The 14,147-nt window shown below is 40.0% G+C and carries 13 protein-coding genes; 12 read left to right on the top strand and 1 reads right to left on the bottom strand.

What is annotated here, in order from left to right; genetic code table 11:
• Nucleotides 1-140: 140 nt before the first annotated feature.
• From ABMY41_RS19895 to ABMY41_RS19875, 5 genes are all read left to right on the top strand, one after another.
• Complete coding sequence (locus tag ABMY41_RS19895; protein ID WP_349276019.1) at nucleotides 141-1,247, top strand: VCBS repeat-containing protein; 1,107 nt, start codon at nucleotides 141-143, stop codon at nucleotides 1,245-1,247.
• 50 nt (nucleotides 1,248-1,297) lie between these two features.
• Nucleotides 1,298-5,911: an RHS repeat-associated core domain-containing protein gene (locus tag ABMY41_RS19890; RefSeq protein WP_289096995.1), complete on the top strand. Its 4,614-nt coding sequence runs from the start codon at nucleotides 1,298-1,300 to the stop codon at nucleotides 5,909-5,911.
• Nucleotides 5,904-6,317: a hypothetical protein gene (locus ABMY41_RS19885; RefSeq protein ID WP_213608080.1), complete on the top strand. Its 414-nt coding sequence runs from the start codon at nucleotides 5,904-5,906 to the stop codon at nucleotides 6,315-6,317. Before ABMY41_RS19890 ends, ABMY41_RS19885 begins: the two co-directional genes overlap by 8 nt.
• Nucleotides 6,318-6,495: 178 nt before the next feature.
• On the top strand, nucleotides 6,496-7,014 hold the full coding sequence (locus ABMY41_RS19880; RefSeq protein ID WP_287243768.1) for an HD domain-containing protein: 519 nt from the start codon (nucleotides 6,496-6,498) through the stop codon (nucleotides 7,012-7,014).
• A 423-nt stretch (nucleotides 7,015-7,437) separates the two neighbouring features.
• Nucleotides 7,438-7,806, top strand: a complete 369-nt coding sequence (locus ABMY41_RS19875) for a HigA family addiction module antitoxin (RefSeq protein WP_287243767.1) — start codon at nucleotides 7,438-7,440, stop codon at nucleotides 7,804-7,806.
• 46 nt (nucleotides 7,807-7,852) lie between these two features.
• Here the strand turns inward: ABMY41_RS19875 and ABMY41_RS19870 are convergent, their stop codons facing one another.
• Nucleotides 7,853-8,752: a hypothetical protein gene (locus ABMY41_RS19870; RefSeq protein WP_287243766.1), complete on the bottom strand. Its 900-nt coding sequence runs from the start codon at nucleotides 8,750-8,752 to the stop codon at nucleotides 7,853-7,855.
• Between the two features lie 182 nt (nucleotides 8,753-8,934).
• Between ABMY41_RS19870 and ABMY41_RS19865 the strand changes: the two genes are divergently transcribed.
• The 7 genes from ABMY41_RS19865 to ABMY41_RS19835 all read left to right on the top strand — a co-directional run.
• Nucleotides 8,935-9,201 carry a hypothetical protein gene (locus tag ABMY41_RS19865; RefSeq protein ID WP_206646060.1) on the top strand — a complete coding sequence of 89 codons (267 nt, stop codon included), beginning with the start codon at nucleotides 8,935-8,937 and terminating at the stop codon, nucleotides 9,199-9,201.
• A gap of 191 nt (nucleotides 9,202-9,392) precedes the next feature.
• The gene (gene istA / locus ABMY41_RS19860; protein WP_287243763.1) at nucleotides 9,393-10,937 is read left to right on the top strand and encodes an IS21 family transposase; all 1,545 of its coding nucleotides are present in this window, start codon (nucleotides 9,393-9,395) and stop codon (nucleotides 10,935-10,937) included.
• Nucleotides 10,927-11,733, top strand: a complete 807-nt coding sequence (locus ABMY41_RS19855) for an ATP-binding protein (protein ID WP_287243762.1) — start codon at nucleotides 10,927-10,929, stop codon at nucleotides 11,731-11,733. Before istA ends, ABMY41_RS19855 begins: the two co-directional genes overlap by 11 nt.
• A complete protein-coding gene (locus tag ABMY41_RS19850) occupies nucleotides 11,723-12,472 on the top strand; it encodes a hypothetical protein (RefSeq protein WP_287243761.1) in 750 nt (249 codons plus the stop codon). The genes ABMY41_RS19855 and ABMY41_RS19850 overlap by 11 nt, the downstream gene beginning before the upstream one ends.
• Nucleotides 12,459-13,463, top strand: coding sequence for a tyrosine-type recombinase/integrase (locus ABMY41_RS19845; RefSeq protein WP_289096989.1), 1,005 nt, complete (start codon nucleotides 12,459-12,461; stop codon nucleotides 13,461-13,463). The genes ABMY41_RS19850 and ABMY41_RS19845 overlap by 14 nt, the downstream gene beginning before the upstream one ends.
• Nucleotides 13,460-13,822, top strand: coding sequence for a hypothetical protein (locus tag ABMY41_RS19840; RefSeq protein WP_287243758.1), 363 nt, complete (start codon nucleotides 13,460-13,462; stop codon nucleotides 13,820-13,822). The genes ABMY41_RS19845 and ABMY41_RS19840 overlap by 4 nt, the downstream gene beginning before the upstream one ends.
• 201 nt (nucleotides 13,823-14,023) lie before the next feature.
• A partial coding sequence (locus ABMY41_RS19835) for an RHS repeat-associated core domain-containing protein (RefSeq protein WP_349276021.1) occupies nucleotides 14,024-14,147 on the top strand: 124 nt, incomplete at its 3' end.

Below are 14,147 nucleotides of genomic sequence, written 5' to 3'. Positions count from 1 at the left end.
GGTAAAACAGCACAAAGGCCGTAAAGACTCGATACGCAGTAAGTGTGTTAGGGCTAGTTTTGACGATGAATTCAGGGCTGAGCTTATCTTTGGTTAATACTTGTTAACAAAGTATGCTCTCACCCTGCTCGGAAACTCCTTTGAAAAAGTACGAGTTAAGCTATGTAAATAGCCTTACAACAAGGAGAGCACATTTAAAGGCTGTTAAGCTGTGTAAATATAATAATTCTTCAGAGTATTGCTTTTCTGAGACAGAGTTTAATATGTCGTCTCCGAAGTTGGCATGGCAAGATATTGACTTGAGTTCATCATCTGGTGCTATTTTTTCTGGAGTTGGTGGCATTGAACATTCATCTTCTGGTGGTTTGAAGCAAAGTAACCGAGTTCTTTTTAAAGATTTAAATGGTGATGGCAAGGCCGAACTGCTTAAGTTAATTAGAATTAGATCAACAGGTGGAGGAATTGAAACGAAAACTGAAATATATGAGTTAGAAGCAGGAGAGTATTTACATTCAGGTACTTTAGAGGGGGAAATGAGTTCCTTCATTTATTTAGCTGTTGAAGGTGACATAAACAATGATGGGATAACAGACTTCACAACTTCTGAAAATGGTAACTTAGCATATATACAATTCAATGATGATTTAGAAGCGCGAAAAGTAATTACTGACTTTGAGTTTGATGGTGGTTTTAGTACCGTGCGTTCATTTAACTCCAAAATCACCGATGTTGATGGAGATGGTTACCATGATGTTTTATTGTTAAATTATTTTAATAATGGAAATGGCTATGTAGGATATTATCGTAATAGAGGTGGTGAAGAAGTTGATTTTTATAACTTTGTAGTTCTAATTAATTTAAGTAAAACTAAAGTTGACGGCCAAAACACATATCAACAAGCGAGTTTAGAGGATATGAACGGTGATGGTTTACCTGATTATATTCTTACTCATCAAACTTCCTATAATCATCTCAGTATTGATATTGCGTACGCTAACAAAATTAATAATTCTATTATTATTAATACTGCAACCTCTTCTTCTTTGGGCTTACCACTAAATCATTTTTACAATCAGTATGTTTTTGCTGATATAAATGGTGATGGATTAAAAGATTTTATAAGGGCAGCGAAAGTATCTAGTGGTTTTGAATGGCAAGCACAGTTTAACTTAGGCAATCTACAATTTTCACCGATAAGAAGCTTGGGGACGGGGTTGGGATCCATGAATGGCAAATTAATAGCTTAATCCTGTCCCGAAATATTACTGAATATCGTGTCCAGGCGACATTTGGAGGAGTGCAAGCTGCAGATATTGATTCTGATGGTGTAGACGAGCTGCTGGTAGCTACAGACTCTACAGATGATTATTGTGTTAACTTATCGGGAAGAGTTGATCTGCGAGATTATTTTATAGAGAGTTGTAACGATAACTTACATTATCACAATCATCGTAACTCTGAATCTACGAGTGAGTTTTTAGAACTAGACTTGAGCGCTCTTGATATGCGACGGTTTAATTGGTCTATACTCGATTTCACAAGCGACGAATTTATTACCACTCCTCAAAGAATAATAGACAATGTGGTTAGTGCTCCGGTTGGGCGCGCTTCTATTTATGGTGGCAATGTCTTTAAGCCCTTAGAGTTAACTGATTTTAACAATGATGGTTATCTTGATTTTTCTTTTTCAACCTTTAAGAATATTTCTTTAGCTAGAGGTAATGTAACCGTGAGCGGGATTACTTTTGAGCATGCTGGTATGCAGGGTTATCTTCGTTCTCCTGGTGTAAATGGTTTCTTTGTAAAGGCCAGCCAGGTTGTTTCTAGTAATGTGATACCAGAAACACTAAATAATGTTAGTAATGGGGTTGGAATGGATTCTAATTGGCATTATGCTAATTTATCTACACCGCTCAACAGAAATCAGCGACAATTATACGATACCCCAAGTAATCGAAGCGAACGCTATTTAACAGGTGAAATTAGTAAAGAGTACATGTACTTTACTTCCAGTATGCCAGTCATTTCGTCATTTAGTGAATCTAATGGTTTGAATGGCAAGACACTTAAAGAGTATTTTTACAGAGAAGCTGTCTATAATAGGCAAGGCCGTGGCTTTATGGGCTTTAAGTCCATTATTGAAGAAGATGTCACCAAAGGCATTGTCACGCAATCGGATTTTGAACAGGTTTTTCCTTATCAGGGCAAATTAACACGCCAAGCCACTTTTGCGAGTGACGACTTTGGTGCTTATGATTTATTAGGTTCAGCAGCAACTGAAGTGGATGCACTTAGCTTTAAAGAAATTGAATGGCAAGATAATTCAAATCATTCAGTTGCTGGGGTCTATAGCGTGTACCCTAAAACAACAAAAATAGTAACTAGACTTCCTTCTACAAGCGAGAGTAGTAGTAACTCTTATTCTAAAACGAACGTGTCTACTCACACTGTTACAGTTAATAGCGTTGATAAATATGGCAATGTAAAAGAGAAGGTCACGCAAATTACAGACAGTTGGGGTGTTAACAAAACAACTGAAGCGATGAGTTACGATTACGATGAGAGTACATGGTTCATTGATAAGCTAACTGCAAAAACGGTGACTAAACATGCGCTGACGAACCGTAATTCGCAAGACCCAATTACGACAACAACAGAGTTAGATCCAACCACAAAAGTAGTTACTGACCTTACAAATTATCACGCAAACAGAAAGCCCAGAAATATAACTGTTAGTGGTTTGCGTGGAACTTCAACGTCAGGAAAGGGCGCGACAACTGTAACTACATACAATGATTATGGTTTGCCAACGCAAGTGAGCGCTACTGCTCAAGTACGAAATAGTAGTGGTTCGTGGGTAAATCAAACCAGAACAACTAAAACGGCTTATTCAAAAGACGGCAATACAATTGCAGTTGATGGTTATTTCCCATACGAGCTAAAAAACGCTAAAAATCACTTGAGTTACACCCATGTTAATCCTGCTACAGGCAAGGTGACAAAAACACGACAACAACTTAGCGGCTCCTCATATTTAACGACAGTCTATACGTATGACGATTATAGTAGACCATTTAGTAGTAAAACTGACGGACAACCAATAGTATACACTGCCGTTCAGTTTCCAGATGCTCAGGCCCCTACTAACGCAGTTTTACAAGTTGTTTCAGTGAGTGCAGGCCAACCAACCCAGAAGGTTTACCAAGATAAGCTAGGGCGAGTGCTACGTACAGCAGTCGAAGACTTTAATGGTGATTGGGTCTTTACAGATGTAGAGTATAACGATTTAGGTTATAAAATATTCGAATCAATACCTTACAAAGAAGGTAGTACTGCATATGGCGTAAGTTATACAGGTTACGATATTCTTGGTCGTTTAACTGAAAAGGTGACCAACCAGCATTGTGGTGATATGACAACGACCTATGCATATGTTGGATTGAAAACGGATATAACCGCATCTGAAGATTGTGAAGGTAAGGCGATTGACATGTCTCGTACTTACAATACCCTTAAGCAATTAATGGAAACGGTAGACGCGAATAATGGCGTTACACGTTACAGCTATAATGCACAGGGCCTTCCTGTTGTTATTCAAGATGCTAATAGTAATAAAATCATTGCTAAGTACAATGCGCTAGGGCGTAAAACCCACGTTAATGACCCTAACCAAGGTGTGACCAATTTTGAGTACAATGGCTTTGGTGAGCTGCAAAAAGAGGCGCGTGTTGACAGCAAAACACTTACCTTTATAACAGATGTACTTGGTCGTGTAACACGTCGAACAGCGACCGGTGAAAATACCTTAAATTATACCTACGACGGTGCAAGCTATGGCCTTGGGCAGTTAAACCAAGCGACAGGTAATGGCGTTACAAAATCATTCAGCTTTGACAGCCTTGGTAGACCAGCAACACAAACCCTTACCGGCAGTGGTAAAACGTATAAAACAACCACGTTTTATGATGCAAATTACGGGCGAGTTAAAGGGTTACGCTATCCAAATAATTTAACGCTAAGCTACGACTATACAAGCAGTGGCTACCTGCAAAGTGTTAAAAATACGGCAAGTGGGTATATCTACAAAACAGTGACTGACCGAGATGTGTTTGGCAACATCACGGCGGCTGATTTAGGTAATGGTACGTCAGAAACGTCTACATTCAGTAGCCGAAATGGGCAAATGCTGTTGAAAGCGGTAGCTAAAGGCAGTAATAGCCTGATGAATATCAATTATCAAGGTTACGATGGCTTTGGTAATTTAACCCAAGTGGATGTCACCACAGGAAATGTAGGGATTGACCAACATCAATTTATCGAAACCTATGAGTACGATAACTTGCATCGCCTAGAGCGCAATTTGGTGGATGGCTATGAAGTTACTAGTTACAGTTATGATGCGATAGGTAACTTATTATCAAAATCAGATTACGCATCGGAATATGACTACATTAATGGTTCAACAGGTGGGCCAAATGCAGTTAAACGTGTTTATCGTAATGGTTGGAAATCAATTGGTTATGATGCTCGTGGTAACATGACGAGCGGTGATGGTTTAACCAGTGCAATTTATAATGCAATGGACAAGCCTACACAAATCAAAAAAGCGGGTAAAACGCTTGATTTTACTTATGGCCCGCAGCATATGCGTTTTAAGCAAGTGAATGGCAGCGTAACCACCTTCTACAGTGACAAATTGTATGAAGAAGAAGTCAACGGCAGTAAAACCACATGGCGTGCTTATGTTGACGACATTGCAGTAATAAGCCAAACAACCAATGAAAGTGCCACAATCCGTTATACACATAAAGACCGCTTGGGTAGTGCTCGACTATTTACAGATAAAAATGGTTATGTAACGGCCCAGCGTAATTTTGACCCATTCGGTAAACCACGTTTGGCAAGCGGTAGCTTAATGCCATATGGTAATTCAAAACTAAATGACTTAGCAGATGCCAAAACACGCCGCGGCTTTACCGACCATGAGCACTTGGATGATGTCGAGTTAATTCATATGAACGGTCGGGTGTACGATTATAACCTTGGGCGGTTTATGAGTGTTGATCCGTTTATACAAAGCCCAACGAATAGTCAAAGTATTAACCCTTATTCTTATATAATGAATAATCCTATGGCTGGTATTGATCCGACTGGGTACTTAAGTGTTTGTGATACGTTTATTGTATGCACCAATGAACAAGTAAGAGATAAAAATTTTAATAAACAGATTAAGCTAGGTAATTCTGGAAAAGTTTCTAATGGACATAATAAGGGTGAAAATAAGAATAATAATCAACAGAATGTCGAAGATATAGGAGCCCCGTCTACAACTGAAAAACAAGCTGTAACAGATATTAAGGCTAACGCTGAAAAAGCTGTTTCGGATAGTCACTATGAGGGTGAAGAATTAATAATTCATAAGTCTACCGGAAATAACTCACCTGATTATTATAAAGATGATGGTACTCCTGTATGGATAACTAATCCCCATAGCGAAAAAAATAGTAAAGTGAGTATGCGGAGTGCCTCAAGAACTGAGCCCAGAGTTAAAAATATTAAAGGGTACTGGAGGGAAATAGGGCGTGTTTACGGGAAGGGCAGTAAGGGGACATTTATTGGATCGCGGAAAGTTAAATTAAATTTTTTTGATGAACAAGGACTCGCTCTTGCAAATGGTATCTATTTCAGTATTGATTATCAGCAATTGGGTAAAGATGGAAAGCCTATACCAACAATATCAAGTAAATCCCATGGGCAGCTAATGAAGGCTCTACCCATGGGGTTAACTTACGAGTTGTATGGTGGAAGTGTTGAGAGGTTTAGTTGGCACATAGAGACTAAAAGTTCTGCGGCTTCATGTGATAATTGCGGTGCTGGTGGAATAATAGTGAGTGAGTTTATTTATGAATAAGTTAGTGATAATTATTTCTTTATTGTTATTATTTGGTTGTAGTGATGATGAGACTTTTACTGCCTCAGATTGTATTACCAGAATTGAATTTGAATGGCAGAATGAGTCTGACCGAGAGAAGGCGAGTATAACTACAGAGTTTATGGATAGTTTTATCAGTTATTTTATATCTAGTTACGGGACTGAATTTCCGCCGCCAAGCTCTGCGGTGCAAGGTGAAAATCGTGAATTTATTTTTCTACAATTCACTGCCAACTGCAAGAATAAGGTTGAGATGACTAAGTCAATAACCGAAAAAGTTTTAATGAGCTCTAGTCACCTTCCTACAGTTCTCTTTTCCAATGAGTCGTTCAAGCCTAGTTATAATACGATATTGGTGGATGGCCCTTACTGGAGAGCAGAATAACTAGTAACGGGCTCACATCTTACTTCTTTGTAATAGTTATTTTATTAGAGTAAACCATCAAGTGCGCAATCACCCCCAGAAAAATTGCGCACTAACTGCCTGTCAAGTTACTTTTTAACGAGACAAAAAACGTCAAGACGGTCTACGCTTAATTTTGTTCTAAAACTTTGAGGTTGCCATGATGAATCATTTTGCGCTTTTGACTAAATCACTTCGGTTGGCTGCCCAATACCACGCTCAACAACAGCGTAAATCAGATGGCTCACCCTACATTAACCATTTAATCGAAGTTGTCGATATGCTTGTTAATATCGCTCATGTTCAAGATGAAAATGAGTTGTGCGCTGCCGCTCTTCATGACAGCCTAGAAGACACAGAAATTTCCAAGGAACAAATTGTAAATGAACTTGGCATTTGTGTACTTGAAATGGTGCAAGCGCTAACAGATGATAAAACACTATCATTAACAGCACGTAGGGCTAATATGCTCGAACAGCTGCCCACTAAAGCTACCTCAGTCCAGCGTATTAAGCTTGCTGATATTTGCTCAAACGCTTCGGCCATTCCTTGTGGTTGGTCAAATGAGCGACTAACAGAGTACTTTGTTTGGCTTGATCAAGTTGCTGAACTTTGCAAAAACGCAAGCCCCTCATTGTATGATGAATACCTAAAAAGAAGAGCTATCACCATCAAGTAACACGCTTACTTTCGCTTAATATTCCAGCCTACTTGATTCTAAAACCAACCCAAAACGTATGCCGTGAAAAATCTTACTGGTAAACTTTTGTCGGACAGGTGGAAAGTTATTCTCGAACGCATGGTAATTTTAAAGCATAAGAGTGGTAACTTAGGTGCGGAATATACAAGTGTATATTCCGTGTTTTCTTAACAGTGGTTTGGTTAAACATTACCAGTTGATACAAAATCCATTTACCACCTTTCCGATAAAATGTTACCACTTGTTAGCTTAATGTGCATTAAGGTACCTGTGATAACACTCAGCATATTTTGGGCACCTTTGTACAATGAGGCGGTTGCCTTTTGCTTTTATCTAGATCCCAAGGTTGGCGTAAAACGAGTATTCAGCTAGAGTCATATCAATGACCTTACGGAGGCTGATATGACTAACAAAATAAACGTCAACTTTATTGAAAAAGCAGCTGACAAACCTTTCTCTGAACTTGAACTCAAAAAACGTCCTGATGGCGGCTTTCGGAAACATCCGTCAGACTTTTTTAAACGCAATTGTTTAGTTCGTGTAGATAATCTTACTGATCAGGAAGTGGCAGCTCGATTAGGTATCACATCATCACACCTGTCAAACTTCCTGAATGAAAAGGTAAGCGTTGACCCATCTTTTGCAGTGAGATTAGCGAAAGCGACGGGAATTGATATTGGAACGTGGTTAGAGCTTCAACGGCAATATGACGTGTACATGTATGAAAATATGGAATGTGATGTACAGCCATTGTATCCTTTTTCACGCTAAGAGCTTAACTCTAGACTTACGAAAAGTAGGTCTTTTGTTGTCATAGCTAATGAGGAAGCAGCCTTAAATATCTTTTAGGGTTTCGATTTGCCAGTTGCTTGTAGATTAAAAGGTACATTGCGCGGCTAAGCCGAGAACCCAATGCTTCAAAACCTATTTGTTGGTGTTTTATTAGGTAATACAGGATATTTGCACAAGCGTTTTTGTCTTGCTGTGCATGCTCTAATATGTCGAAGTCACGGTCATTGTTTAAAGCGAAATATGAGGTCAGCTTCACCCTTGCACTCGGATTAATGATGATGTTTTTAGGGACGAACAGGTTTTGCAAATAGTTAAAAAGCTTGGCTGATACTTTAGTAAACAGTGATGTTTCTGGCGGATTATTCGCGTAATCAACAATGCTCGTGATTAGTTCCCATCGAACGATTGTGCTCATTTGAATATTGTCATCAAGGTGCAAAATTACAAGAAGAGCAAACATGTGGTCATTTTTTAGTTGTAATAACGCTTTAAGTGTCTCAAGTTGCAGCGTTGAATATTCACACGTCAACCCATTTAAGTGCTCTAAGTCACATAATGGGGTCAGTATCTTTAATGGCGCTTGTTGGTAAATCGAATACCAATCACTTGTGGGGCTGTTAATGCAATTTAGCGCCCGAAATATAAAAGGCTCAAACTCATCGTACTTTATTAATTGTGGTGATGCCTTATAGAGCCTAGCAAGTGTTTTCTTACTTGGCCTATGCACGGCCTTCGAATGACGGTCATATTTACAGCTTCTTTGCTTTGTACCATTCAGTTTATTAACGATTTTATCCAGTTCAAAAAAGTGCTCTACATGGTAGCCAGAAGGCTTGCCATTAGTAACCTCACAAATATACGACATATAAGCGGCGGCTTTTAATTTATCTAACTCAATGGGAAGCTTGGTGTCGCTCTGTTTCACTACTACCCCCCCCCCCTTTAACTGTTTCTGACCATCAAAAGTGACGACTAACTGTGACCACACGTCATTTCATGCCAATAAGCGTTTAGAGTAAATAATAGCCTAAAATGTTACTCATAGACGTGACATTTTCTCTCTACTACTGTGATAAAGGCGATTCTCAGTTAAACAGAAGAGAGATTATGGTGACTAAAAGTGAACAACGTGACATGGAGGCATTGCGTCAGCGTTTAGAGGATGTGCTATTTGAAAAGCATGGTCCAATGATTGGCGGAAAAGCGCTTTATTCTACTTTGGGCTATACCAGTGCAAGTGCCTTTCGTCAGGCTGTACGAAGAGACACACTTCCTTTGGCTGTATTTAGTATTGCGAATCGTAAGGGTAAGTTTGCGCTGACATTTGATGTGGCAGCGTGGCTTGCGAAACAAAAGTATCGGTCAGACGAGTAACAATATGACGTAACAACAAGCAGCTTAGATGAAAAAATCTCGGAAAGGCGGCAACCTTATCCGAGACTCTGTAGTTAATTTGTCGTTGGAATCGACCCATTAACTATGGTTCTCAGAAGTGAAACTGTCAAGTTAGTCGCTTGGCTTATTTCACGGCTGCGCCTTTGTTTTGTCAAAAACGGAGAAGAACTATGTTAAAACCACATAACTTACGGTATCTACTTTGGCTTTTGTATCATTGTAAGGATCAATCTAATCGCATGATTGCTCTGGCTGCAAATTGCAGTCATCCAACTGTTGCGAAACTGCGCCAAATATTACGGAGAGTGAACCTTTCATGGGATGAGGTGACTGAAAAGAAAGACAGTGAACTCAAAGCGCTTCTTTATCACAAGGGCAAATCTCATCATAATGACAAGGTTGATCCTGACTACCAAGCGATATCACAGCAATTCAATTTACCGAAAAAACATCGGAAAACCTTGGCGATGTTATTTAAAGAATATCAGCTTAGGTTTGGCAGTCACGCTTATGGTAAAACCATATTTTATGAAAAGGTGAGAACGTATTTAAAATCGCAGCATGTTGTAATGAAACAGCATTACTTACCCGCTGAAATTATGTGTATTGATTACGCAGGTACCAAGCTTAAATATAATGAGAATGGTCAAACGCGTAACCTCAATGTTTTTGTGGCTTGTTTAGGGTATTCGAAAAAAATTTTTGCGTTTGCAACGCCCAATATGAAATCTGAAAGTTGGGTACATGCGTTAGTGAAGGCACTCGACTACTTTGGTGGCGTGCCAGATACAATTCAGTTTGACAATGCAAAGGCAATGGTGAAGCAGTCTGGACGGTTAGCTTTGTTTCACCAAAATGTACAGCTGCTCTCTCTTTATTATCACTTTTTTTGCGATACGTCACGCGTTGGTACACCCACGGATAATGCCGTTGCAGAAAATGCCGTAAAAATTGTTAACGCAATATTGGTGCAAATGCGTGCAGATTTGATATTTTTTTCTATATCCGAAGTCAACGACTACTTACGTAAAGCGGTGGAAGACACCATCAATACGCGACCGTTTCAAAAGTTGCACACGACCAGAAACGAGCTGTTTATTATTGAGCAACCTAAGCTAAAGCCATTACCATCAGTCCCTTATGAACCCGTTATGGCGCATAAAGAGCTTAAAGTCCCTTCAACTTATTTAATTCCTTATAAAGGCCATGAATACTCTGTACCGCATGCGTTCGCGCACAAGCAAGTGACACTCCGCGTGACGATAGATGAATTAATCGTGTTTCATGACGGTAAGGAAATCGCACGTCATACCCTCAATGAGCAGCAAGGTAGTTTCACTCGGTTGCCTGAGCATATGAAGCCTGAGCACTTGGCTGAGCAAAGAAAATCACTTCCCTCATTCTTAGCGTGGGCTAAGGGCGTAGGTGAGGATGCAGAAAAAATAGTACGTAAGCAATATGCACCATTTCAAAGTGAGCATGCCCGACGTGCGGGCAAACAATGCTTAGTGCTCCAAGCTTTATGTAAAAACGTTGGTCATGATAGTTTCAATAAAGCCTGTCGTTTTGGCCTATCTCGCAAGCTTTATTCGCCAGACAGCATTGAAGAGATCATCAATACTAAAGCCTACGAGCAAGAGTTTGACATCTCACACGCAAATCATTTTCACATACGGAATCCACATAATAATGAGGTGCACCGTTATGACCATTAATAATATTAGCGCTTTGCTGGAGCAGCTTAACTGCAAAGCTGGCGCAGCTGAATTAGCTAGGCAGTCTAAGTCGATTAACTGCCAAGGCATGGCAATAGAAGAACGTTTGATGAATGCGTTAGATGCTGAAATTCAACAAAGAGCGAAAATCCGAAGTGCACGCTTGCAAAAACAAGCCAAGTTGGCCTATGAACATATTTTTGTTCAAGATATTAATTATAGTCTGATGCCGTCTCTCAATGTTAACTTGGTCGATAATTTGTCGACATGTAACTGGGTACGACAGCAGCATAATTTACTTTTGATTGGACCAACCAATACAGGTAAAACAATCTTGTCATGTGCGCTTGCACAAGAAGCGATAAATCACAATCTCCCTGTGTGCTTTTACAATCAAGCAAGCTTATTACTTATGCTAATGAAGCACTACAATGACAAAACTATCACCAAGTTCATAGAGTCACTCAACCGTATTCCTTTGCTTATCATAGATGATTGGGGAAATTGGCCTTTAGGTGATAAAGAGAAATTCCTACTATCTGAGCTAATTACATGCCGTGAAGGCAAAGGTTCTACCCTCATTACGTCTCAATACACTACTAAAGAGTGGGAAGGGTGTTTCCACAACGATGCACTCGCTAACTCAGTGTTAGCGCGTATCACCAATAATGCTATTACGGTCACAATGACCAGCCTGTCTCGTCGTCGCCGCAAACGTCAACGTAGAAGCTTTGACGACCTTACTTCGCTTTTAGTTAGCTCGCATGCGGGCAAAGGAGCGAAAAATGGCAACTAAGTCGTCTTCAAATTTTTATGCCTGCCATTTCATGAGTGCGCTTGACTTGAATGATTATGATATGCAAGTCAAAGAAATGTACTTGCCATTAATTCAGGAGTTATACCACCAAACATTATTAGTTGAAGATGCGCCGATGGCATACTTGCAGCGTATTCACGGGATTGGCTTAGCTGATATTCGTCACTTTAAGCTTGGTTTTTGCAACCGTCAGCTAGGTAAACAATTACCCAGCTATCGAAAGATGGAAGGAGTTAAGCTGCGGGGAGCGCTCAGCCACTTAAAAATTTTACACTCGTCTGGTCATGAAGCATTCCGAGGTTGCGTAACCGTGCCTGTTTTTTGGCAGAATGAAATTGTTGGCTACTATGGTGAACGTATTGAGCGTGCTCAACGTGGTGCACCGTCGTATTACTGGCATCCAATAGGCCATTTAGCGGTGTTTAATCTTGATAATGTAAGCAGTAATGATGTGCTCTACTTTTGCCAAAGTCCACTCATCGCGATTCAAATGATGAAAGCATTGGATGGTAAGGTTATCGCTACTGATCCGCACTATGCGTTGCAACAGTCAGACATTGAAAGCTTAGTTGCTATGGGGGTTAAAGAGCTTTGTGTTGTGAAAAGCGCTGAGGTTAGCCCCATCACATTAATGCAGTTATCTAAGCAGCTTGCTGCTTGTGGTATTCGTTACAGTGCAATGAAACTTGATATGGGAGGGGCTTATGGCACAGCTTGATCCTGAAAGTGACAGCGACTTCATCTATTGGATGGGAGTGTACGAAACTCACTGTTTAGCAGAGGGACAATCACTCCGAACGATACAAACTAAACTTTGTAACATTTCCATGTTTGCCAAACGCTGTTTGGCAAACAATATTTCGCACATAAATGAAGTCACTAAAGCGGATGTTGAAGAGTATAAAGCCTATTTAGCTGAGTACGTAAACCCGAGAAGTAGCAAGCCGTTACGTAAAAATACGCGGCGCAACCACATCACATCTATCAAGACATTCTTTAAAGAGCTTGCCTATCTTGAGCACTTAAAAGATAACCCATTAGAAAACTTGAGGGTACCTAAGCGTCAGAAGACCTTGCCGACAGCATTTTTAAGCTTTGATGATATCAAACGTGTTTTTGAGCAGACTGTGCCTTATGGTAAATACGGTGTGCGAGATCGCGCTATTTTAGAAACATTTTATAGCTCAGGTGCCCGCCGTATGGAAGTGGTAAACCTGAGAATTTGTGATGTAAACCTACAGAAAAAAGAGATTTTTGTAACAGGTAAAGGAGAAAAAGAGCGATATATTCCCATCGCAGACAGAGCGTGCCAATGGCTTAAATTTTATATCGCGAGAGTGAGACCAACGTTGATCAATTTCAAATCAGGCATGACGCTATTTGTTGACAACAGGGGGTTAAAATTTAGAGAAACACAAATGAGTGACTTGGCTAAGAAATACATCCTCAAGGCGGGCTTGGATGTAAATGCTGCTTGCAATGTATTCCGTCACAGTGCTGCAACTCACATGCTAGAAAACGGTGCTGATATTCGAGAGATTCAACAGTATCTTGGCCATGCTGACTTATCAACGACCCAAGTGTACACCCATGTAACGAATGTTCAGTTGAAGAGAACGTATTCCAAATCACACCCAGCGGCTAAAAGCTCAGGTAAGTCAATTTTATCAGAGCTTGCTCGATATCAATGTGATGGAGAGAAGATATGAAACATAACCCGTTTGTTGCGAGTCACTTTTTACTTAATGGTGAGTCTGTGGGACTTGGTTGCAAAGCTAACAGCTGGCACAAGCTAATGCGATTCTGTGGTGAGTTAGACCCGAACCTACCTGTGAATGTTGTCAAAGATTGGCTATGGGTCAATGTAAAGTTTGATGCGGTTGGCCAAAAATTTGGTCCTTCTTACTTAATATGGAGTAACAACGTTATTTGGAGCCATGACGAATTGCCAAATGTTAGGTCAAAACTATTTGTTAAATGCCATAAAAGGTGTGTCTTCGAAGCGGAAGATGGCTTTTATATTTTGGTTGGTGATGGTCGCTTACAAGATATGAGGCTTATTTTTTAGCACTCGATTTTCCCTTCCCCCCAAGAAGCCACTTATGTGGCTTTTTTACTGAATACGACTGAATACGGCTTTATAGTTGCAGACCATTGGCTGCTAATGAGCACGAATTAACCCAAATTGCATTATTGATTAGTATGCTTTACCTTATTGATTCTGATGCTCTTTAACACGTTGCGATGATCGTACTTTGTCTGCATACATATGAACGGTCGGGTGTACGATTATAACCTTGGTCGTTTCTTGTCTGTAGACCCTGTGATCCAGTTCGTTGGTAACAGCCAAGGCATTAATCCATACAGCTACATCATGAACAACCCAATGGCCG

Source organism: Pseudoalteromonas sp. BZA4 (assembly GCF_040104395.1).
GTDB lineage: Bacteria > Pseudomonadota > Gammaproteobacteria > Enterobacterales > Alteromonadaceae > Pseudoalteromonas.
The sequence above is the reverse complement of the archived record's forward strand: the minus strand, read 5'-3'. Positions and strand labels throughout refer to the sequence as shown.